The organism is Bradyrhizobium sp. CIAT3101 (genome assembly GCF_029714945.1).
In the GTDB taxonomy this organism is placed as follows: Bacteria; Pseudomonadota; Alphaproteobacteria; order Rhizobiales; family Xanthobacteraceae; genus Bradyrhizobium.
In genome coordinates, this window is the sequence record NZ_CP121634.1 from 6780888 (window position 1) to 6802545 (window position 21658).

The 21658-nt window shown below is 64.2% G+C and carries 22 protein-coding genes; 11 read left to right on the forward strand and 11 right to left on the reverse strand.

The genetic code is table 11. From position 1 onward, the window contains the following. Nucleotides 1-104 precede the first annotated feature (104 nt). Nucleotides 105-782, forward strand: coding sequence for an RraA family protein (locus tag QA645_RS31825; RefSeq protein ID WP_283045228.1), 678 nt, complete (start codon nucleotides 105-107; stop codon nucleotides 780-782). A gap of 87 nt (nucleotides 783-869) precedes the next feature. On the opposite strand, the gene QA645_RS31830 is transcribed toward QA645_RS31825, so the two are convergent. From QA645_RS31830 to QA645_RS31860, 7 genes are all read right to left on the reverse strand, one after another. Beyond that, a complete protein-coding gene (locus tag QA645_RS31830; protein WP_283045229.1) occupies nucleotides 870-1829 on the reverse strand; it encodes an amidohydrolase family protein in 960 nt (319 codons plus the stop codon). Continuing rightward, nucleotides 1826-3106 (reverse strand): MFS transporter, encoded by a 1281-nt coding sequence (locus tag QA645_RS31835; protein WP_283045230.1) that lies wholly within the window; start codon nucleotides 3104-3106, stop codon nucleotides 1826-1828. Before QA645_RS31835 ends, QA645_RS31830 begins: the two co-directional genes overlap by 4 nt. A 67-nt stretch (nucleotides 3107-3173) precedes the next feature. Beyond that, nucleotides 3174-4088 carry an NAD(P)-dependent oxidoreductase gene (locus QA645_RS31840; protein ID WP_283045231.1) on the reverse strand — a complete coding sequence of 305 codons (915 nt, stop codon included), beginning with the start codon at nucleotides 4086-4088 and terminating at the stop codon, nucleotides 3174-3176. Beyond that, nucleotides 4089-5453: an MFS transporter gene (locus tag QA645_RS31845; protein ID WP_283045232.1), complete on the reverse strand. Its 1365-nt coding sequence runs from the start codon at nucleotides 5451-5453 to the stop codon at nucleotides 4089-4091. It abuts the gene before it with no gap. A 184-nt stretch (nucleotides 5454-5637) separates the two neighbouring features. Beyond that, complete coding sequence (locus QA645_RS31850; protein WP_283045233.1) at nucleotides 5638-6561, reverse strand: SMP-30/gluconolactonase/LRE family protein; 924 nt, start codon at nucleotides 6559-6561, stop codon at nucleotides 5638-5640. Further along, nucleotides 6558-7658, reverse strand: a complete 1101-nt coding sequence (locus QA645_RS31855) for an amidohydrolase family protein (RefSeq protein WP_283045234.1) — start codon at nucleotides 7656-7658, stop codon at nucleotides 6558-6560. Before QA645_RS31855 ends, QA645_RS31850 begins: the two co-directional genes overlap by 4 nt. Beyond that, complete coding sequence (locus tag QA645_RS31860; protein ID WP_254192483.1) at nucleotides 7589-8341, reverse strand: IclR family transcriptional regulator; 753 nt, start codon at nucleotides 8339-8341, stop codon at nucleotides 7589-7591. Before QA645_RS31860 ends, QA645_RS31855 begins: the two co-directional genes overlap by 70 nt. Before the next feature lie 155 nt (nucleotides 8342-8496). On the opposite strand from QA645_RS31860, the gene dinB reads away from it, so the two are divergent. From dinB to QA645_RS31875, 3 genes are read left to right on the forward strand one after another with little or no spacing between them, the layout of a single operon-like run. Beyond that, nucleotides 8497-9597, forward strand: coding sequence for a DNA polymerase IV (gene dinB, locus QA645_RS31865; RefSeq protein ID WP_283045235.1), 1101 nt, complete (start codon nucleotides 8497-8499; stop codon nucleotides 9595-9597). Nucleotides 9598-9646: 49 nt separating this feature from the next. Next, nucleotides 9647-10180, forward strand: coding sequence for a redoxin domain-containing protein (locus QA645_RS31870; protein WP_283045236.1), 534 nt, complete (start codon nucleotides 9647-9649; stop codon nucleotides 10178-10180). Further along, on the forward strand, nucleotides 10173-11051 hold the full coding sequence (locus tag QA645_RS31875; protein WP_283045237.1) for a CoA ester lyase: 879 nt from the start codon (nucleotides 10173-10175) through the stop codon (nucleotides 11049-11051). The genes QA645_RS31870 and QA645_RS31875 overlap by 8 nt, the downstream gene beginning before the upstream one ends. A gap of 18 nt (nucleotides 11052-11069) precedes the next feature. Here QA645_RS31875 and QA645_RS31880 read toward each other — a convergent pair whose 3' ends face one another. The 4 genes from QA645_RS31880 to madL all read right to left on the reverse strand — a co-directional run bounded on the left by QA645_RS31880 (nucleotide 11070) and on the right by madL (nucleotide 15404). Further along, nucleotides 11070-13229: an exonuclease domain-containing protein gene (locus tag QA645_RS31880; RefSeq protein ID WP_283045238.1), complete on the reverse strand. Its 2160-nt coding sequence runs from the start codon at nucleotides 13227-13229 to the stop codon at nucleotides 11070-11072. A 250-nt stretch (nucleotides 13230-13479) separates the two neighbouring features. Continuing rightward, a complete protein-coding gene (locus tag QA645_RS31885) occupies nucleotides 13480-14208 on the reverse strand; it encodes a GntR family transcriptional regulator (RefSeq protein WP_283045239.1) in 729 nt (242 codons plus the stop codon). Continuing rightward, nucleotides 14209-14973 carry a malonate transporter subunit MadM gene (madM, locus tag QA645_RS31890; RefSeq protein WP_283045240.1) on the reverse strand — a complete coding sequence of 255 codons (765 nt, stop codon included), beginning with the start codon at nucleotides 14971-14973 and terminating at the stop codon, nucleotides 14209-14211. It abuts the gene before it with no gap. Beyond that, complete coding sequence (gene madL / locus QA645_RS31895; protein WP_283045241.1) at nucleotides 14970-15404, reverse strand: malonate transporter subunit MadL; 435 nt, start codon at nucleotides 15402-15404, stop codon at nucleotides 14970-14972. Before madL ends, madM begins: the two co-directional genes overlap by 4 nt. Nucleotides 15405-15598: 194 nt before the next feature. Here madL and mdcA point away from each other — a divergent pair, with 194 nt between their 5' ends. The 7 genes from mdcA to QA645_RS31930 are packed head-to-tail and all read left to right on the forward strand — an operon-like array spanning nucleotide 15599 to nucleotide 21613. Further along, nucleotides 15599-17245 carry a malonate decarboxylase subunit alpha gene (gene mdcA / locus QA645_RS31900; protein ID WP_283045242.1) on the forward strand — a complete coding sequence of 549 codons (1647 nt, stop codon included), beginning with the start codon at nucleotides 15599-15601 and terminating at the stop codon, nucleotides 17243-17245. A 7-nt stretch (nucleotides 17246-17252) separates the two neighbouring features. Further along, complete coding sequence (gene mdcC / locus QA645_RS31905) at nucleotides 17253-17570, forward strand: malonate decarboxylase acyl carrier protein (protein WP_254129761.1); 318 nt, start codon at nucleotides 17253-17255, stop codon at nucleotides 17568-17570. After that, nucleotides 17567-18481, forward strand: a complete 915-nt coding sequence (locus QA645_RS31910) for a biotin-independent malonate decarboxylase subunit beta (protein ID WP_283045243.1) — start codon at nucleotides 17567-17569, stop codon at nucleotides 18479-18481. Before mdcC ends, QA645_RS31910 begins: the two co-directional genes overlap by 4 nt. Continuing rightward, nucleotides 18468-19208, forward strand: coding sequence for a biotin-independent malonate decarboxylase subunit gamma (gene mdcE / locus QA645_RS31915; RefSeq protein WP_283045244.1), 741 nt, complete (start codon nucleotides 18468-18470; stop codon nucleotides 19206-19208). The genes QA645_RS31910 and mdcE overlap by 14 nt, the downstream gene beginning before the upstream one ends. Beyond that, the gene (mdcG, locus tag QA645_RS31920; RefSeq protein WP_283045245.1) at nucleotides 19201-19848 is read left to right on the forward strand and encodes a malonate decarboxylase holo-[acyl-carrier-protein] synthase; all 648 of its coding nucleotides are present in this window, start codon (nucleotides 19201-19203) and stop codon (nucleotides 19846-19848) included. Before mdcE ends, mdcG begins: the two co-directional genes overlap by 8 nt. Continuing rightward, nucleotides 19845-20693: a triphosphoribosyl-dephospho-CoA synthase MdcB gene (mdcB, locus tag QA645_RS31925; RefSeq protein ID WP_283045246.1), complete on the forward strand. Its 849-nt coding sequence runs from the start codon at nucleotides 19845-19847 to the stop codon at nucleotides 20691-20693. The genes mdcG and mdcB overlap by 4 nt, the downstream gene beginning before the upstream one ends. Then, nucleotides 20693-21613, forward strand: a complete 921-nt coding sequence (locus QA645_RS31930; RefSeq protein WP_283045247.1) for an acyltransferase domain-containing protein — start codon at nucleotides 20693-20695, stop codon at nucleotides 21611-21613. Before mdcB ends, QA645_RS31930 begins: the two co-directional genes overlap by 1 nt. Nucleotides 21614-21658: the final 45 nt, after the last annotated feature.

The following is a 21658-nucleotide window of genomic DNA, read 5'->3' on the forward strand; positions in this document are numbered from 1 at the left end:
AGGGGAGTTCCCCTTCAGGCCGTGCAGCAAGCCCGCCTGCAATTTCCCGCGACACCGATAGCGAAACGGCGCTCGAATTGGCGCCCCAGCCGAAGGGAAGGCTCATGACCGTAGGATTCAGAATTCAGAAGCGGCAGCGCAAAGTGTCCGCCGACATCGTCGAGCGCTTTTCGCGCTTGCCGGTCGCCAATGTCAGCGACAGCATGTCCCGGATGACCGCGGCCGGCGCGCGATTGCGTCCGATGCACCAGGGCGGCGGGATGGCAGGCACCGCCTTCACGGTGAAGACGCGGCCCGGCGACAATTTGATGATCCACAAGGCGATGGCCCTGGCAGAGCCCGGCGATGTCATCGTGGTCGATGCAGGAGGCGATCTGACCAACGCGTTGATTGGCGAAATGATGCTGACCCGGATTATTCAGATCGGCCTTGCCGGTGTCGTGATCGATGGCGCCATTCGTGATGCCGCGTTCATTCGCAACCAGAATTTTCCGGTCTTTGCGGCTGGCGTGACCCATCGCGGACCTTACAAGAATGGGCCGGGCGAAATTAACGTCCCGATTGCGATCGACGGCATGGTGATCGAGCCCGGCGACCTCATCATCGGCGACGACGATGGACTGCTTTGCGTTCCGTTTAGCGAAGTGGACGAGGTGTACAAGGCCTCCGCGGCGAAGCTTGAAGCCGAGCAGAAGCAGATGGCGAATATCAAGGCAGGCACGCACGACGCTTCCTGGGTCGACAAGGCGCTGCGCGAGTTGAAGTGCGAAGGTCTCGACTGAGCGCTCGCCGGCTGTTGGCGGGATCATGATGCGACATTCGGATCATGATCCCAATGGCACGCCCCTGCTCGCGCCTCGGAGCCGGCTCTAGAAACCGAACAGCTCGGCCGGGTTTTCGACCAGGATACGCTGGCGCGTTGCATCATCCGACGCCCATTCCGCCAACAGATCGACCAGCAGGGCATCATCCGGCTTGGTCCCGCGCTGGGTCGGGTGCGGCCAATCGGTGCCCCACAATATGCGCTGCGGCGCCGCCTGCACATATGCGCGCGCCACTTCGCTCGCATCGGCATATGGAGGCCCGAGCTTGCTGTCTTCATAGGGCTCGGTGACCTTCACCCACGTGCGCCCCTCGTCCAGCAATCGGCGCACCGCGGCAAAACCCGGATGCCGGACGCCGTCCGGCTGAGGAATGCGTCCGAGATGGTCGATAACGACCTTGGTCGGCAGCACGCGGATCACGCTCTCGTGCGCGACAATCTGATCCGCCGTCATCAGGATCTGGACGTGCCAGCCGAATGCGGCCACCCGCTTCGCGAGGGTCGCCAGCATGTCCGGAGTTGTGGTCCCCCAGGTTTGAGGCGATACGAAATTGACACGGATCGCCCGGACGCCGGCGTCCGCCAGCGCCTGCAGTTCCTCGTCCTTGACGTCAGTGTCGACGACAGCGACACCGCGGGAGGAAGAGCCGAGCTGACCCAGCGCATCCACGAGACAGCGATTGTCGATACCGTATGTCGACGGCTGCACGACGACACTGCGCGTCGTGCCAAGGCGGCGGCGCAGCAACCGATAATCGGTGACCGTTGCTCCCGGCGGAAAGCCCTGTTTCCAGTGCGGCGATACCGGAAATCTCCCGTCGTAGATGTGATGATGGCAGTCACAGGCGTCCGCCGGCACATTCAGACGTGGCGGCGCCGATCCCGTGGTGTTGGGGACAGCCTGCTCGACGCCGCCGGCCCAGGCAGCCGTGCCATAGACCAGCATCCCGGCGAGCACGCCACGCCGCGTCAGCACGTGTTCGCGTGGATTGCCTGGCGCGATCACGGCTTCACCGTCGCCATATCCGCAGCCGAGCGCGTCGCGCCGCGGCCAAGCATAAGCACGCAGACTGACGCTACGGCACAAAGCAAGGCCAGGGGCAACATCCCGAGCACAAAGCTGCCGGTCCACTCCTTGGTGACGCCGACCACGTTCACCATCAAACCGCCACCGATGAGATTGGCGATCGCGTTGATGCCGGCGAGCCCGGCTGCGAGTGTGCTGCTCGACAACCAGCTTGCCGAAAGCGCCCAGAACGGCCCCTTGAACGCATAGGCCCCCACCAGGCAGCACGAAACCATGACGACCGTCGGCACGATGGCGGCGCCGGACAGTCCCAAACCGGTGAATCCAGCGGCGGCAAGCAGCAACGGAATCGCCGTGTGCCAACGGCGTTCGGCGGTCTTGTCCGAGTGTCGTCCCCACAGCACCATGAGCACGATGGCAACGCCATAGGGGATCGAATTGACGAAGCCGGTCTGAAGATTCGTGAGGCCGAACGACTTCAGCAGCTGCGGTTGCCACACGGACAGCACGCTCCCTGTCGCCGAAGCGCTCGAGCAGACCAAGGCCATGATCAGGAAATACTTGTTGGTCGCGAGCTGCCAGAGCGAGAGATGCCCGATGGGCTTGCGCGTCGCGGCCTCCGCCTCCATGCGTCCGTTCAACCAGTCGCGCTGCTCTGGCGTGAGCCATGACGCCTGCGCCGGCTTATCGGTCAGCATAAACAAGCACGCCAGACCGAGCAGCACGGTCGGCAATCCCTCAAGAATGAAGAGCCATTGCCATCCGCGGAGGCCGAGAGCGCCATCGAGCTCAAGCAGACCAACCGACAGAGGTGACCCCAGGAAGGTCGCTAGCGGGATCGAGATCGTGAAAATGGCGAGGATACGCGCCCTGTACGGAGACGGGAGCCAGTAGGTCAGATACAGGATCGCGCCGGGGAAGAAGCCTGCTTCCGCCGCACCGAGGAGGAAGCGCATGGCGTAGAGCGAGTACGGCCCGACGACGAAGGCCATGCAGGCCGTGATCAGGCCCCAGCTGATCATGATGCGGGCGATCCAGCGTCTCGCGCCGACCTTTTGCAGTGCGAGGTTACTTGGCACCTCAACCAGAAAATAGGAGACGAAGAACAGGCTCGCAGCGAAACCGAACATCGACGGCGTAAGCCCAAGATCCTTGTTCATCTGCAACGCGGCGAAGCCGACATTGACGCGATCGAGCAGCGCAAAGAAGTAGCAGACCATCAGGAACGGAACGAGGCGCAGGATCACCCTGCGCATCGTGACTTTCTCAATATCCTCAACGCTTGAAACAACTCCCGTCACGGTCGTCTCCCTTTTCGCGCGGCTATTCTGCCGCTTTCGCATTGGCATTCATCTTGGCCACCATCGCTTCGACCGCGATCTTGTAATTGGCCGGAATGACACCGTTGAAATGTTCCTTGAGACCGAGGCTCTGCTTCCAGCGAAGACGCTCAACCGTCGCGCGCGCCATGAGCGGCTCGATACCGGCGTCGGCGACCGCCTCGGCGGCCATCTCGACCTCTTCGGTCCGTCGCTTCGCGTGAATCACGCCGGACGGGATCAGACTTGCAACCGTGTCCATGAACGGGCGGGTCAAGGTCTTGGAGGCTGACGCCAGCACCGCCTCATCGAGACCGTAGGAGCCGGCGGCGAGCAACATCTCGTCAATCAGGGCCTCGATGCCCTTGATGAGCACCGAGCGAAGGATCTTGATGCCCGACGCCGTGCCCAGCTTCTCGCCGACATATTCGATGCTCATGCCCCAGGGCACGAGCAGGTCGACGACGCGCCGACCGGCGGGACCGCTCGACAGCATGTGCATGGTGTAACCCATCTGGGACGTTCCCATGATGGACCCGTCGCCAAGCACGGCCCCTGTCTTGGCGAGCCGCTCTGCCACGCCGTACTTCACTTTCGGCGTAGCGGATGCGAAATCGAGGAAGGTGTGGCGGCCATCGAGCACGGGCGCGAACGACGCCGCGCTTTCCAGCGACGCGGAGCCAGGCGTGACGCTGAAGATCAGTTCGGCTGCATCCGCCAATTCCCTGTTCGACTTGACCAGCGTGACGCCGGCTGCTCTGGCCCTGCTCTGGATCAGATCGGCGTAGGGACCATCGAAGGCATATTTGTCGTAGCTGAAGACCTGCTCGAGGCCCGCTTTGCGCAGCCCATTGCCGATGGTGCTGCCGATCTCGCCGTAGCCGACGAGACCCAGGCGGAATTGCTGCTGATCGCTCATTTAAGTTCCCTTCGAGAGGCTTGCGGCCGGACTGACGCAGGTATCGGCCGCCCCGACCTGATGCTGGAGAGAGATGCCGACCACCCGGATGAGGATGGCGGCCAATGCTAGAAACGCCGCGACCGAGATCAGCGCCCATGAAAAGCTGTCCGTCGACTGCTTGATGGCGCCAATGAGATAGGGTCCGACGAAGCCGCCGAGATTGCCGACCGAGACGATGATCGCGAGCCCGCCGGCGGCCGCGCGGCCGGTGAGAAAGCTCGACGGGATCGGCCAGAACGTCGACTGGTAACACATGATCCCGATCACGGCGCCGCAGAGCGCGAGGATGGAGATCAGCGCCGACGACGTCGCATAGCCGCAGACAACCAGTGCCAACGCACCGAACAGCAGCGCAGAAGCGACAAACCAGCTTCGGTCGCCTCCCCGATCCGAGAGACGTGCCCACAACATCATGGTTACAGCACCGCACACATAGGGAATGGCGGCGATGAATCCGACGGCAACGATGCCGAAGCCGAGCCCTTTGATGATCTGCGGCATCCACAGGCCAAGCCCGACCGAGCCGATGATGGCACAGAAGTTGACAACCGCGCAGACCATGACGCGCCAGTTCGTGAAGGCATCCTTCAGCGTAGACGAGTGCCTGGCCGCGATCGCCTGGCGTTCTGCCGCAAGCACCTGGACCAGCCAGCTACGCTCCTCCGCGGTCAGCCATTTCGCCTCCTCCGGCCTGTCGGTGAGAGTGAAAAGGCATGCGAACCCGAGAAGGGTCGCGGGCAGACCTTCGATGATGAGGAGCCACTGCCATCCATGCAGGCCGGCGATGCCGTCAAGCGTCAGAAGCGAGCTCGAAATCGGCGCACCGATGATGTTGGCGATGGGGATGCCGAGCAGGAAAGCGGCTGTTGCGGTACCTCTGACGCGCGCCGGGAACCAGTAGGTGAAATAGAGAAACACGCCCGGCGTGAAGCCCGCCTCGCCAAGACCAAGCAGAAAACGCATCGCGCCGAAACTCACGGGGCCGACCACGAATGCCGTCGCAGCCGAGATGATGCCCCAGGTGATCAGGATCCGGGCGATCCACTTGCGGGCGCCAAGCGCTTGCAGCGCCAGATTGCTCGGAATCTCGGCCAGGAAATAGCCGAAGAAAAACAGGCCGGCGCTCCAGCCGAATTGCGATGGGGAGATGCCGAGGTCCTGGTTCATCGTCAGGCTTGCGACGCCGACGTTCACCCGATCGAGATAGGCCACGAAGTAACAGAGCAGCAGGAAAGGAACGATCCGCCAAAGAACCTTGGAAAGGATCCGCTGCTGCTCAACTGTGAACTCGGTGCCAACCGACGCCGCGGGGGCCATTGCCATTCGGGGTCCTCCAAAATCGCCGGTCTGTCGCGGCTCTTATTTTTTGGCTGGATACCTCAATCCCGGCCAGGGATCAAGAATTTTGAAACGGCGTTTCATTTTATTCATGTGCACCGAGATGCTGTCGCCGCGATGCTGCGCGTGACGGGAACCCGAGGCTGGCGCCCCGGGGCGCCCGCGGCCCCTATTCGATGTGCGAGAACATTTGCTGGCCGGGAAGCTCGAGCTCAGCGCGTAGCAGCGTTCCGGTGCGGCTCTCGGTGATGAAGAGGCTGCTTTGCCCGGGTCCGCCAAAAGCGAGATTGGTCGTGCCGACACCCGCGCAAGACACAATCCTGTCCAGCGGTTCAGCCAGAGGTGAAAGCCGCCATACGGAACCGAAACCGGTGTGACAGATCAGCAGATTGCCGCCGCGGTCCAAAGCGAGTCCGTCGGGGCCTCCCGGGCCTCCATGCAAATGCGAGAATATTCCGACCTTGGTGGTCAAGCCACTTGCGGGTAATGGCACACGCCAGATCTGGTTCGCGCGCGTCACCGCGACGAGCAGGAAGCTTTCCTCTTGATCGACCACAATCCCGTTCGGACTGGGGATCGTGTTGACCAGGCAGGTGAGCCGACCGTCAGGCGTCAGTTTCCAGACCCGCCCCGTCGGATCGTGCATCCCGGTCTGGCCCTGGTCGGTGAAATAGAGATTGCCGGATGGCGCGAAGACGAGATCGTTGACACCCTTGAAGCTCTCGCTGGCGGCCGTCTCCATGAACGGCGTCACGGCACCACTCGCTGGATCGAGCAGCATGATCCCGCGCTTGTAGTCCGTGATGAAGATCCTTCCGTCGCGGTGGATCTTCAATCCGTTCGGCCATCCATCGTACTCGGACACGAGCTCCCAATCTCCTTGCGGAGACACCCGGAAGACGCGCCCGTATGGAATATCGGTGACGTAGAGACGACCTTGGCGGTCAAACGATGGACCTTCCAGAAACGAATCGATCGCCCGACCACCCTGATTGGCGTCTGCCCAGACGGTGCGGCGAGGCTTCCGGAAATGCTCCGGAAGTCGGGTGAACACGGTCGTTTCAATTCTGCGCGGCGGGCTGAAGAACGTCATTTTGACAACGGCGCGAAGCCGTAAAGCTCGACGGGATTGTCGACGAGAATGCGCTTGAAGACGGCATCGCCGCCGACCCAATCGTGGAAGAGATCGAAGAGCTGCGCGTCATTTGGCTTGTGCTCCTTCTCCGAGGGATGCGGCCAGTCACTGCCCCACACCATTCGCTGGGGCGCAGCCTTTGCGTACGCAGCGGCCACCGCCCCTGCATCTTCAAACATAGGTGGCCCCTTTTTCGTGGTCACGTAGGGCCCGGACAATTTCACCCACGTTTTTCCGCGATCGATCAGTTCGCGCGTGATCTTGTAGGCCTTGCTGTCAAGGCCCGCCGGTTGCGGCACCTGGCTCAGGTGATCGAACACCAGCTTTGTCGGCAGCGACTGAAGCAGCGCGGCGTTGTCTTCGAGCTGATCGGGCCGGATGTTGAACTGGCAATGCCAGCCGAGATCAGCAAGCTTCGGCGCCAGGATCTTCAATGAGGCAAACGTCAGCACGCCGGGATAGGCGAGATTGAAACGGACGCCGCAGACACCCTGCTCGCCAAGCTGCTTCAAATCCGCGTCCGAAACGTCCTCCGCCACCACCGCAACGACGCGGAAGTTTTCCGTGCCGAGCGCTTTTCGGGATGCGATCTGTAACCGATTGTCCGTTCCATAGGTCGACGGCTGAATGATCACGCCTCGGCTGGTGCCGATACGACGTTGAAGCGCGCGATAGTCATCGGGCAGCGCGTCGTCGGGCAGGAGCGTGGCATTCTTTATGACGGGATAATTCTTGTCATAGGTATGGAAGTGGCAGTCCGTTGCCCCCGGCGGCGCGAGAAATCGCGGCTTCTCGGCGCCGCTCGACCAGCGAACCTCGTCCGCCCGCGCCATTCCCCTTGAAAGAGCAGCCACGGACAGGCCCATCAAAGCGGCCCTTCGCGTAAGCGATGCTGAAGGCACGACGTCATCCTCCCACGTCTTGTTGGGAGAATTATAAGCCGGCGGGGCGGCCAGTCGCAAGTAAAATGAAATGGCGTTTCGTTTTACGATGACGCGTCGGCGACCCGTTTGCGAGAACTCTTCGCCAAGGCGGGCGGCACGGTTCCGCCGCATGCAATCGTCAGCTTGGTTGCCGCCTCGACCAGCGCGCCCTTGACCTGCTCCGCTCTCGCGGATGTCAGCCGGCTCACCGGACCGGAGATAGCCAGCGCACCAACCAGCTTGTCTCCGACACCGAAGACGGGCATGGCCAGCGCTGCAGCGTGAAGGTCCGTCACTCCCGACGTGAACAGCGGCAGTTCGTCGTTGGGCCCCGGTGGTCCGGATTCATATCGTCGCAATGTCTGCGCGATGGCGGCTTTGTCCATCGGGCGGCTATCGCCAGGTTGCACCGTCATTCGAATTCGGTTCGTGCTCTCGACACGAAACAGGCAAAGTCTCTCGTCGCCGTTCCGGACGTAAAAGGAGGTCGTTTCGCCGGTCTTCGCTGTCAAATGCTCGAGCACGGGCATGATATGATCAGAGAGACGAAAGGCCTGCTGATAGGCAGTCCCGAGGCGAAGCGTTTCCGCGTCCAATCGGTAAGAACCATCCGGAAGGCGCGCGATCAACCGGTAGCGCTGGAGAGACAAAGCAAGCCGCATGATGGTGCTCTTGACCAGACCCGTCCGCTCGGCCAGTTCAGCCAAGCTCAGGGCTCCATCGCCGCGACGGAAAGCCGTGAGCACGGCAAGCGCGCGTTCAGCCGCGGAGACGCCCTCAAGGGCGGGAAGCTTCTTCTCGGTCGTCTTTGCCATCTTAAATCCTCTCCCTCCAGTCTTTACGTCAATATCGCGGCGGGTAGAAGCATCAGATGTGTCCTCATCGTCACGGGGAAGGAGCGGCCAACCCTGTCACCGGAAACGGGCCGCGCCACCTCGCGATTCCCTCGAGCCGATTGTATCATCCGCGCATGAGAGAATCCGGGACCGTGGAAGGCGACGCGACGCGCGTCCGCAAGATCATCCACATCGACATGGATGCCTTCTACGCATCGGTGGAACAGCGCGACAATCCGGAGCTGCGCGGCAAGCCCGTCGCCGTCGGTGGGTCGGCCGAGCGCGGCGTGGTTGCCGCGGCGAGCTATGAAGCGCGCAAATTCGGCGTTCGGTCCGCAATGGCGTCGGTGACCGCGAAGCGGCAATGTCCCGACCTGATCTTCGTGAAGCCGCGCTTCGAGGTCTACAAGGCGATCAGCCGGCAGATCCGCGAGATTTTCGCCGAGCACACCGAGATCATCGAGCCCCTGTCCCTCGACGAGGCCTATCTCGACGTGACGGAGAACCTGCAGGGCATCCCGCTCGCACGCGACGTCGCGCTGCGGATCCGCGAGAAGATCAAGGCCGAGACCGGCCTCAACGCTTCGGCGGGCATTTCCTACAACAAGTTCCTGGCCAAGCTCGCCTCCGATCACCGCAAGCCCAACGGACAATTCGTGATCTCGCCGGAGATGGGACCCGCCTTTGTCGAGACGCTGCCCGTCGGCAAGTTTCATGGGATCGGACCGGCGACAGGTGCGAAGATGAACGCACTCGGCCTGTTCACCGGTCTCGACATCCGCCACCAGACGCTCGAGTTCATGAACGCGAACTTCGGCAAGTCGGGCGCCTATTATTACTGGATCTCGCGCGGCGTCGACGAACGGCCGGTGCGCGCCAACCGGATCCGCAAATCGATCGGTGCGGAAACCACATTCTCGACCGATCTCGGCGAATTCGACGTGCTGGTCGCCGAGCTTCGGCCCCTCGTCGACAAGGTCTGGCGCCATTGCGAGACCACCGGCAGCCGCGGCCGCACCGTCACCTTGAAGATCAAGTTCGCCGACTTCGAGATCATCACACGCAGCAGGTCCGCCCCTACGCCGGTCGCAGGCCGGGACGAGCTGGAGCGGCTGGCCTGCGGCCTGCTCGAAGTCGAGATGCCGCTGCCGAAGCGCGTCAGGCTGCTCGGCGTATCGCTGTCGTCCCTCCAGCTCGGCGACGACGCGGAGCCGCAACTGACCTTCGGCATCTGATACGACCCAAATCGTGCTACATACGGGACTGATGACGAGGACAGATCATATGGCGAGCGCCGAACCGGCGAAGGAATGGCAAACCACGGAGTGGTTCAATACGCCCGAGCCGTTGTCGCTCGCCGCATTGCGTGGCCGGATCGTGATGCTGACCGCCTTCCAGATGCTCTGTCCGGGTTGCGTTGCCAACAGCCTTCCGCAGGCTCAGCGCGTCGCGGCGACGTTCAAATCGTCGGATGTCGCCGTGATCGGCCTGCACAGCGTGTTCGAGCACCACGATGCCATGGGGCCGAACGCGCTGCGCGTCTTCCTGCACGAGTACCAGATCCGGTTTCCCGTTGCCGTCGATGCACCCGACGGCACCGACGTCCCGCGGACCATGCGGAGTTACGGATTCCAGGGAACACCGACGATGTTGCTGTTCGATCGTGACGGCCAGCTTCGTCGGCATGTGTTTGGGCATATCCAGGACTTGCAGCTCGGCGCCGAGATCATGGCGCTCGTCTGCGAGGGCTTGCCGCCGGATACGACGCTGGAATCCGGGCAGGACGGCGTTTGCGCGACAGGCGGATGCCATGCTTGATCCGGACCTTCGCCGCACATGGCTGTTCGGCCCGGGCGCCGATCGCGCGGCCCACGAGAGCATGCTGAATGCCGGGGCCGATGCCCTCATCGTCGATCTCGAGGATTTTACGCCGCCGGAGCGACGCAGCGACGCGCGCGACCTGCTGGCGCGCTTTGTCGGGGATTGTCGCAACCGCGGCTGCATTGCGGCGATCAGGATCAATGCACTGGAGACGGACGGCACGATCGATCTCGCCGCCGCCATGAAGGCGCAGCCCGACGTGATCGCTTATCCGATGAGCGACAGGGCGGCGCAGATGCACGCGCTCGATGCAGCGATCACGCATTGGGAGCGAGAGCTCAGCATGACGGCCGGCAGCACCGAAATCCTGCCGGTCTGCGAAACGGCGCTCGGCGTGGTCGAGGTCCGCGCGATCGCCGCGGCAAGCCCCCGCATCCGGTGCGCCTTGCTGGGAGCGGAAGACCTCGCCAACGATCTGTGCGCCGAACGCAGCACCGACGCGGTCGAACTGGATTACGCCCGCCGCCGCTTCATCCTGGAGGCGCGCGCCGCCGGCATCGAGCCGATCGATGCTCCCTACACGTTCAGCGACGTCGAAGGCGCGGTCCGCGAGGCGGCGCTCTCGCGTCGCCTGGGCTATCGTAGCAAGTCCCTGGTGCGTCCCGCGCACGCGACGGCGTTGAACGCAGTCTTTACCCCTCGCGCGGAGGAGCTTGCACGTGCGCGCGCGATCGTCGCGGGCTTCGATGCCGCACGCAAGCGCGGCGAAGACCGCGCCCTGGTCGACGGGCTTTGGGTCGAAGTACCGACCTATCGTAACGCACGCAGACTGATCGAGCGGGCACAACGATTGGGAAGCCGTGAGTAAGGCCCTCGCGGTCCGGGATCAGGCCGCAATCTCTTCTGACCTGCTTCCCGCCTCATCACGCTTTGCATTGATCAAATTGAGGAGGTGAGCCGCAGCGCGCGCATCGGACAGCGCGCGATGATGGTTCTTGAGCTCGATATTGAACGCCCTCGTGAGCTTGCCAAGCCCGTAGGACTTGTGACCGGGGTAGTGCCGGCGCATGGCCGCGCAGGTGCAGAGCTTTGGAAAGCGGAAACGGCGTTCGAGGCGTCCATATTCCGCGGCGATGAAGCCGTAATCGAAATTGACATTGTGGGCGACGAAGACGCCGTCGCCCATGAACTGCATGAAACTGTCCGCGACGTCCGCGAACAATGGCGCGTCCCGCACCATCTCGTTGGTGATGCCGGTCAACGCGACGATCTTGGCCGGGATCGACCGCTGGGGATTGATCAACGAATGCCACTCCGCCACGACCTGATGATTGCGGATCCTGACGGCGCCGATCTCGGTGATGCGATCCCCGCCGGTCCAGCCGCCGGTGGTCTCGATGTCGACGACGACGTAGTCCTGATCCGGATCGAAACGGAAATCGGCGCGGCCGATCTCCGCGGGAATGCCGGCGTTGCCGAGCTGGCGAAGCCGCGTCAGCTGGTTGCGCCTGATGACGTCACCCTCGGCCTTCACTTCCATGAACGAGACGGCGCCGTTGGCCACGAGCATGAGATCGGGGAAGCCATCGCGCATCGCCCGATAATCCTCGCACATCAGGCGAAGGATCGTGGCGAGGCCAGTTGCACGCGCGCCTGCAAGCAGCGCGCGCAGCGCATCGATATCGACATGGTCCCAGGCGAACACGCCGTTCGGCTTCCCCCACTTTGCGGCGACGATCCGCAGAATCTGGGGGAGCGCGGCTTGCGACGCGACGGCTGCGAGCCTGGTCTCGATTTGACCGGCAAAGAGCTGCGCGAAGGTCCTGTCCTTCAGGCAATGCGGCATCCAGTCGAAGCCGCTGTGCAGCTGTCCGGATTCGAACAGCTCGTCCCAGAACAGCAATCCGAACAGGCAATGCCAGAGCGTGTTTTCGGCGTGGAAGACCTCAACGCCTTGCCGGCGCAAGACGCCCGCAAGTCCTGCTTCCGGATTGCCGCGCCAGGTATCGTCGACCCGGAGCGTTCGCCCCGCTCGCAGCAGCTCGGTGCAGAGTCCCGTCCGGCGTCCGTCGAACTTGCGGGCATAGAAATCGCTCGCGAAGACGAATTCGTCGTCGCTGGCGGGATCGTCGATCATGCGACGCAGCAGCTCCTCGGCGGCGTCCTTGTCGCCTTCCGCGTAGAGCAGACGGGCGAGGCGCTCGTGACATTCTGCGGAGGAGCCGGCGCGGTAGAGCTGGATCGCCAGCGCGGCCTCGCCCTTCTTCTCGAAGTGCAGACCCGCTCGGTGGGCCGCGCGGCTCCGCAGATCCGAGGCGTAATCCGTCGGGCAGGCAGGACCGCCGAGAACGCCGGCCACGGAATTGCGATACGCTTCGTCCGATTTGGTCTCGAAGTGACGCAGCAGACGGGCGTAGTGAAAGCACGCCCTCGCCTCGTCCGCGTCGGCAAACCGGGCGCTGAAATCCGCCTGATCGTTGGTGCGCAGGATGCCGAGGTCGCGTAGCGCAAAATTCTTGAGGTTGTTCTCGGTCTTGCCGAAATAGAGATAGAGCAGAAACTCCAGCGGCTCGGTATCACCGAGCGCGATGAAGGCCTCACCACCGCAGCGCTGGAATGCGGTACCGAACGACAGATTGGCGAGCCAATACTCCGTCAGCTTGCCCTTGGGCCATGAGGCCCGGACATCGCTCACGCCGGCCGCCTTGGCGCCATCGAACAGCACCGGCTTTGCAAGGCAGGCCATGAACGCCGCGTAATCCTGTTCGATCAGGCCCCGGACATAACCGGCGATACCAAGCTCCCCCAATGCGCCAACCGGGTCGGCGATCTCCGTGTACTTGAACGTGGAGGGATTGAAGACCGTGCCGTTGCGGTTGACCATCCGGATGAACAGGCACTGGGCGTCTTTCGACAACGACGAGAAACGAGCGACAAACGCCCGATGCTCCTCGGTCAGCACCGGACCGTAGGTCTCGCAGACGAAGCTCAGCATCTCCGTGAAATGGTCGTGGTAGTAGTAGGGCGGCAGGACAGGCAACGTCATCAGCGCGCAGCCCTCGGCGCGGCGCAGCGAGATCCCGCTTGGGTCAGATTTGCGCGGGCGGCACAGACACCGCTCGCCGCTGGGTGATGGGCGGCCATGTTCGACTTCTGTTCTTTTCGCTCGACAGTGTCAAGCTCGGAACTTCACGACCGAGCGCCATCCACGGAGCGTTGCGTTCTCGGGACCATCCGATGGCCCGACGAGAACCATCGCGAAGATATTCGGGGAACTTCAAACAGATGAGCCTTCATCAGCCCTGCCCTGAGCCACCCGTCGGACCAATCGGCTCGTCCGTGCCCAGGCGATCATCGATATAGCGCCGGAGCGCGGCAGCCGCGTTGAGCATGTGAGCGCGCATGCGCCGCGCTGCAGTGTCGCCGTCCCCCTCCGCGATCGCCTGCATGATGGCATCATGCTCGTCGCGAGATTTGCGAATGCGATCGCCCTGCCGCAACTGGGTGCGGCGGAACGCGCTGAGCCGCGCACGAACATCCTGCGCCTGCTCGGCCATGAACGAGTTGTGCGTCGCGCTGTAGATACATTCATGGAAGGTGCGGTTGAAGGCGTCATAGGCATCGACGTCATTGGCCTCGACCATCGCCAGCGAGCTCTCGTGAAGCTCGATCAAACGACTGCGCTCGAGCGGCGTCATGCGATAGGTCGCGAGGCGGACGCACATGGCCTCCACCTCGGCGCTGGTCTCGAACATGTCCATGATGCGTTCGGGCGTCATCCGCGCCACCACAACTCCGCGACGGCCGCGGACCTCGACCAGCCCGCTGACGACGAGCTGGCGCAGGGCCTCCCGCACCGGCGTGCGGGAAGCTCCAAAGCGATCGGCAAGCTGCTGCTCTTCCAGAGCCGAACCGGCGACGAGCGCACCGGAGGCAATCTCGTCCGTGAGCGCATTGCGGATGCGATCGGAGAGAAGCCCGCCGTCTTCTTCTGCTTCGGCTGCAACTTTGAACAGACCTGCCATTCAGCTTCCTATGATTGCGCGCACCGCGAAGTAGAGGATGGACGGTGCGACCAGGCATCCGAGGCCCGTGTGAAACGTCGCGGTCAATGCGCCGTAGGGCACGAGGCGACGATCGGTCGCCGCAAGTCCTCCGGAAACGCCGCTGACCGTTCCCATCAAGCCGCCGAACACCATCGCGCTGCGCGGATTGTTGAGGCCGATCATCCCGGCAACGAAGGGCGTGCCGATCATCACGATCACCGCCTTGAATACACCGGTCGCGATCGAGAGAGCAATGACCGGTGATGACGCGCCGATCGCGGCCCCCGTAACCGGACCGACGATGTAGGTGACCGCACCGGCGCCGATCGTCGTGAGCGATTCGGCATCAGTGTAGCCAAACGCTGCGGCGACGAGAACGCCCAGAATGAACGGAACGACCGTCCCCAATCCGAGCGCGACCGCACCGATCAATCCCGCCTTGCGCGCATGCACGACATCGACCTCGAAAGCGGTGGCGACGATGGCGAAGTCCCGCAGCATCGCGCCGCCCATCAGGCCGATCCCGGTCAGCGCAGGCCAGTCGGCGACGCCCTTTTCACCGCCAGTGGCGATGCCGCCGAAAAAGGCCAGCAATAGACCCAGCATGATCGCGATCGCCGAGCCGTGGATGCGTCCGAAGGTCAGGTATTTCGAGATCGCTCCGGAAATCCACATCAGGATCCCGACGGCGGCGAACGCGGTGATCAGCGAATTGGCGGCGAGAACGTGAGATATCATGGTCATGCGACCCTCCCGGACTTGAAGTGAGGTACGCTGGCCTCGAGTGCCTCTCGGGCCTCGATCTCGTCCATGGTCTCGACGGGGCCACTGAGCCGGCCGATCAGGGCTACCATCGCGAAACACACCGCGACCGCGCCGGCGCCGGCAATGACGACGACCGGACCGCCCTTTGCCGCAGCAACGACGTTCTGCTGCGCGGCCATGGCGACCACGATCGGAATGTAGAAGCTGCCCCAGAACTCGACGCCGGTCTTGAGACCGTGGCTGAGCAGGCCGTGCCGCACCAGCCAGAGCCGGGCCGCGATCAGGAACATCATCGCAATGCCGACGCCGCCGACATTGGCCTTTACGCCGAGGGCGACGCCCAGCAGGTCGCCGAGCAGGCTACCCAAGAGCGTGCAGATCGCGAGGAGCGCAACGCCGGAAATGGTCACGGGCGCCTCCCCTCGGTGCGCGAAGTGCGGTTCCCCCGGCAGGGGCGCTTTGTATGCATTCGCACCATAAATTTCCTCCTGTGTATGCGAATATCCATCGCTTATAAATTTGCGTATACATTAATTGACAACGGAAGGCAATACGCATACATTAAGCGACATCAAAGCCAGTTCCCGCATGCCAAGGAGCCGAAATGAGCGATTGGGGTATGCAAAAGGCCGCACTCGATGAGCGCCTGGCGGCCGGCCGACAGCACGCCAAGGGCAAGGTCGTCCCGATCCCGAACCTGGGTGCGTTCCTGAAGGCGGTGGTCCGGTCGGGCGATCGGGTGTGCCTGGAGGGCGACAACCAGAAGCAGGCCGATATCCTCGCCTCGGCGCTCGCCAGCCTTGAGCCCGCGGACGTCCATGATTTGCACATGGTGCAGTCAGGCGTGGTGCTGCCCGCGCATCTCGACATCTTCGAGAAGGGCATCGCGCGGCGGCTCGACTTCTCCTATTCGGGCCCGCAATCGGCGCGCATCGCGCGCATGCTGTTCGGCGGCAAGATCGAGCTAGGCGCCGTCCATACCTATCTCGAGCTGTTCGCGCGCTACTTCATCGACCTCACGCCGAACGTCGCGCTGATCGCGGCCGTCAGCGCCGACAGGGACGGCAATCTCTACACCGGGCCGAACACCGAGGACACGCCGACCGTCGTCGAGGCAACCAGCTACAAGAACGGTCTCGTCGTGGCCCAGGTCACCGAGATCGTCGACAAGGTGCCGCGCGTCGACATCCCCGGCGACCTCGTGCATTTCGTGGTCGAGGCCGGCCGTCCCTTCTATGTCGAGCCGTTGTTCACGCGCGATCCCGCCGCCATTACCGAGACCCAGATCCTGACGGCAATGCTCGCCATCAAGGGCATCTACGCACCCTACGGCGTGCGCCGGCTCAATCACGGCATCGGCTTCAACACCGCCGCGATCGAGCTCTTGCTGCCCACCTACGGCGAGAAGCTCGGCCTCAAGGGCAAGGTCTGCACCCATTTCGCGCTCAACCCGCATCCCACGATGATTCCGGCGATCGAAGCCGGCTGGGTCGAGCAGATCCACTGCTTCGGATCGGAAGTCGGCATGGAGGATTACGTCGCGGCGCGCTCCGACGTGTTCTTCACCGGCCCCGACGGCTCGCTGCGTTCGAACCGTGCGTTCTGCCAGACGGCGGGCCTCTATGCCTGCGACATGTTCATCGGATCGACGCTTCAGATTGATCTGGAGGGTCATAGTTCGACGGTAACGACCAGCCGCATCGCCGGCTTCGGCGGTGCGCCCAACATGGGCTCCGATCCGCGTGGCCGCCGCCATCCGAGCGAGCCCTGGCTCAAGGCCGGCGCCGAGGCCGATCCCGATACCAACGCCGCGCTGCGTCGCGGCCGCAAGCTGGTGGTGCAGATCGGCGAGACCTTTGGCGAGCGCAACGCTCCGCTGTTCGTCGAGCGGCTCGATGCGCTCGATCTGGCACGCGAGCTCAAGCTCGATCTCGCGCCGGTGATGGTCTACTCCGACGACGTCACCCACATCGTCACCGAGGAAGGCATCGCCAACCTCCTGATGTGCCGCAGCAAGGACGAGCGCGAACAGGCCATCCGCGGCGTTGCCGGATACACCGAGATCGGCCGCGCGCGCGACGCGAAGCTGGTCGAGCAGCTCCGGCAGCGCGGCGTGATTCAGCGCCCCGAAGATCTCGGCATCGACCCGCTCGACGCCGACCGCAATCTGCTCGCGGCCCGTTCGATCAAGGATCTCATGCTGGCTTCCGGCGGCCTCTACCGCCCGCCCAGCCGCTTCCGCAATTGGTGAGGTTTGCATGGAAAAGCTCAGCTTCAGACTGTCTGCCCCCAGGCGCGCCGGCGGCACCCGCACGCAGGCGATCGTCGGCGTCGTCGCCTCCGGCAATCTCGAAGTGCTGCTGGAGCGCAGCGCGTCGCCGGATGTCTGCACCATCGACATCGCAACGGCAGCCCATGGCTTCGGCATGGTGTGGGACGCCGTCGTTCGCGATTTCGTCGCCCGCCGCTCGGCCGGCGGCTTGCACATCTCCGTCAATGACGGCGGCGCGCGGCCCGACACGGTTGCGCTGCGGCTGGCACAAGGCGTCCGCAAGATCGAGGAGCCGGAACGATGACACAGGTGGCAGCCAACAATGTTTCGCTGAGCTGGTACGAGGCGAGCGCCCGGCAGCGCATCGACGCGCTGGTCGATGCCGGCAGCTTTGCCGAATTCATCGGCCCCGAGCTGCGCGAGATCAGCCCGCATCTGGCGATCTTCGACCTGCCGGAGCAGTTCGATGACGGCATGGTCATCGGACGCGGCCAGTTGGACGGCGCGCCGGTTTTCGTCGCCGCGCAGGAGGGACGCTTCATGGGCGGCGCCTTCGGCGAGATCCATGGCGCCAAGTTCACTGGCCTGTTGCGCGCGGCACGCGCGCTCAAGCAGGATGTGCTGATCTTGTTCGACACCGGCGGCGTGCGGCTTCAGGAAGCCAATGCCGGTGAGCTGGCGATCGCCGAGATCATGCGCGCCGTGATCGAGGCGCGCCGTGCCGGCGTCAAAATCGTCGGCCTGATCGGCGGACGCGCCGGCTGCTATGGCGGCGGCAGCCTGATCGCCGGCACTTGCTCGCGCCTGATCATCTCCGAGCAGGGCCGGCTCAGCGTCAGCGGCCCCGAAGTGATCGAGACCAACAAGGGCATCGAGGAATTCGACTCGCGCGACCGCGCGCTGGTCTGGCGCACCATGGGCGGCAAGCACCGCTACCTCATCGGCGGCGCCGATACATTCGTCGACGACGACGCATTGGCTTTTCGGCAAGCCGCGATCGATGCACTCGACCTCGGCACGCGATGCGACGTCACTGTTCTCGAAGCCGAACAGGCGCGTCTTGAGCGGCGGTTGCAGCGCTTTGGCGAGAGCGAGGACGCGGTCGAGATCTGGCAGGCGCTCGGCATCGGCGATCCGACCGAGGTTCCCGCACTTCCAACCGGCGCGTTCCTTCGCGCCGCCAATGACAGGGAGAACGCCGATGACGCTCGATGACATCCTGGCCGGCCTGTTCCCGAACGGCCGCAAGATCGAAGTCAACGGCGCGATGATCTCGGGACAAGCGGTGCTGCCTGACGGCGGACTGATCCACGTGCTCGGCATCATCGAGGGCAAACCGCTGGGCGTGGACGAAGCCATCGTGCTCGCGCGGCGCGTCATCGAGATCGTCAAGTCAGGCGATCGCGCACCGATCCTGGTCCTGGTCGATTCCGCCAGTCAGCGCATGAGCAGGCGCGACGAGTTGCTCGGCCTCAGCGAGTATCTCGCGCATCTCGCCAAGGCGCTGTTGTTGGCAGAGACCGAAGGACACCGCACCATCGGCCTGCTCTATGGTGGCAGCGCGGCCGGCGCGTTCATCGCAACGGCGCTCGCCACCGGCACGCTGGTGGCGCTGCCCGGCGCCCATCCCGCGGTGATGGACCTGCCCTCGATGGCGCGCGTCACCAAGCTGCCGATCGACGTGCTGAAAGCCAAGGCCGAGGCAACGCCGGTGTTCGCGCCCGGGCTCGACAACATCGTGCTGACAGGCGGGATTCATGCCGTCTGGGACGAAGCTGCACCGCTGGCGCCGCAGCTTGCCGCCGTGCTGCAACAGCCGCAGGGACAGGATGATCGCAGCCGGCTCGGCGCCGAGCGTGGCGGCCGGCGCAAGGCGGCCGAGATCGCCGATCGCGTTGTCGCGCTTGCGGCGCCCCGACGTCGGGAGGCGCGACATGGCTGAAGCTCTTGCGCGCCACAGCATGGTGAAGGCTGCCGCATCCGCCTGGACCGCTGTGATGAACCGTTATCCCGAGCTCGCCAGCGAGCCCATCGTCGCAGGCTGGGCGCACGCCGGTCGTCCCCTCATCGTTCGCCGGCCGGCTTGCAGCGACGTCGCTGGCATGATTCCGCTCGGCCTGCCACTGCCGCCAAGCCACGGCAAACGCCGCATCGCAGTCTCGCTCGCCGCCGCCGATATCGTTGCATCCGCCCCTCCTCCCTTGTTGGCCGATGCCGCCGCGGCGGCGCCTGCGCACTGGCGCACGACCATCGACCTGCTGCTTCAACTTCTGCCGGAGACGCGCACGTTCGGCAGTCTGGCCTGGCAACACCTCACCGGCCTTCCCTATCTGACGGAGAGTTCGGACCTCGACCTGCTCTGGCCGCTGTCATCAATGGCGCAAGCAAAGACCCTGCCGTCCGCGATCGCCGGAATTGCCAAGCAGGCGCCGATGCGGCTGGACGGCGAGATCACAGGCCCGGCCGGCGGCGTGCAATGGCGCGAGCTGACCGGCACTGACGAGGACGAAGTCCTCGTGAAAAGTCCGACCGGCGTCGCAAGCATGGCGCGCGCAGCGTTTCTGGCGGGGGCAGTGTCATGAACCTTGCGCTCAGATGGCAGGCGCTGCCGCAACGCGCATTCCGTGCGGAGCAGCTCGGTCATCTCGCCTCGCTCTGCCTGAAGCTCGAGGTCGAGACCTATCCGAAGCCGGGCCTCGTCAGTCATGTCGACAACGGCGCGCATCGCGATATGGACGCCGCCCTGCTGTGCCTGAGCGCGGACACGCTGGCGCCGTTTTTCGGCGAGCTCGCCGCCGCGGGCGCCGAAGGTGCCGGCATGGACCGGCTGCGCGCGATCGGGGTAGCGGCCGAGCGCGCGATGCTGGCAGCGACCTCCGGGGTGAACACGCATCGCGGGGCGATCTTCGGGCTGGGTCTGCTCTGCGCTGCAGCCGGCTATCGCAGCGCGCTCGGTATCCGCAAGCCGGTCGGCGAATTGGTGTCGCAACGCTGGGGCGAGGCCATCCTCGACGGCCCGATCTCACTGCGCAGTCATGGCGCGATGGCATCGCGCCGCTATGGCGCCGGCGGCGCGAGGGCGGAAGCCGCTTGCGGCTTCCCCTCCGTCTATGACATCGCTCTTCCCGCTCTGTACGCGGCGCGCAAGCTTGTACCTCTCGACGAAGAGGCGGTTCGCGTTCAGACCTGCATGGCGCTGATCGCAGATGTTGCCGACACCAATTTGTTGCACCGAGGCGGAGCCGACGGATTGCGCTTTGCGCAAACCAGTGCGTCCGGATTTCTGGCCACGGGCGGAATCGGTTGCCCGGACTGGCGCGACCGCGCAGCTCAAATCCACCAGGCTTTCGTCGCACGCAATCTCAGTCCCGGCGGTTCGGCGGACCTGCTCGCCATGACGCTCTTCATCGACCGGATAGAACACTGATGCTTGCATTGCTCTGCGGCGGACAAGGGACGCTCTCGGACAAGATTTTCGATCTTGTCGCGGACCAGCCTGCTGCGGAGCCGGTTTTCGTCGCGGCAACCGCTTGTCTCGGCCAGGATCCGCGGGAGTTCGCCAGGACGCGCAGCGCGGACGAGTTGTCCATCAACCAAATCAGCCAGATCCTGACCGTCACATCGGCGCTCGCGATCCACGCCTGCATTGCCGACCTCCTGACCGAAGAGACCGCCGTCACGGGCTACAGCGTCGGCGAGATGGCAGCCTGGAGTGTTGCGGGAATATGGACCGCCGCCGAAGCCCTGCGACTGACCGATATTCGCGCGCGATTGATGGATCGCGTGGCAGGCCCGGACGGCCGGCTCGGCTATGTCCGCGGCCTCGATCGGGCCACGCTGCAACCGTTGCTCGACAAGCACGGCTGCGAGATCGCGATCAGGAACCCCGATCGTCTCGATGTGATCGGCGGCATGGAGCAGGATGTCATCAATCTCTGCCAGGAGGCGTCGACACAAGGCGCGGCGCGCGCCGGCCTTCTCGCCGTCAGGATCGCCTCGCACACGTCGCGACTCGAACCGGCCTGCGCCCCCCTGCATCAGGCACTCACGGCAAGCACGCGCGCGCCCGTCGCATATCAGCGGCTCCTCCTCGCCGGTGATGGCGGCGAACGCATCTTCTCCGCATCCGATGCGACGGCAAAGCTCGCCGAGCAGATCGCACGCCCGATCGACTGGGCGGCGACGCTGGAGGCTCTTGCAGAGCAAGGCGTCGATCGCGTGCTGGACCTCGGTCCGGGACACGCGCTGGCCGAGATGATGCAAGGCCCTTATCCCTCGATCCGCTGCTACGCTGCCGACGGATTCCGCTCAGCGGGCGGTTTGCGGGCATGGATCACCTCGGAATGAGGCGGGCCGGCCGAGCACGCTCGCAGGAGCCCCCAACCAAGCCGG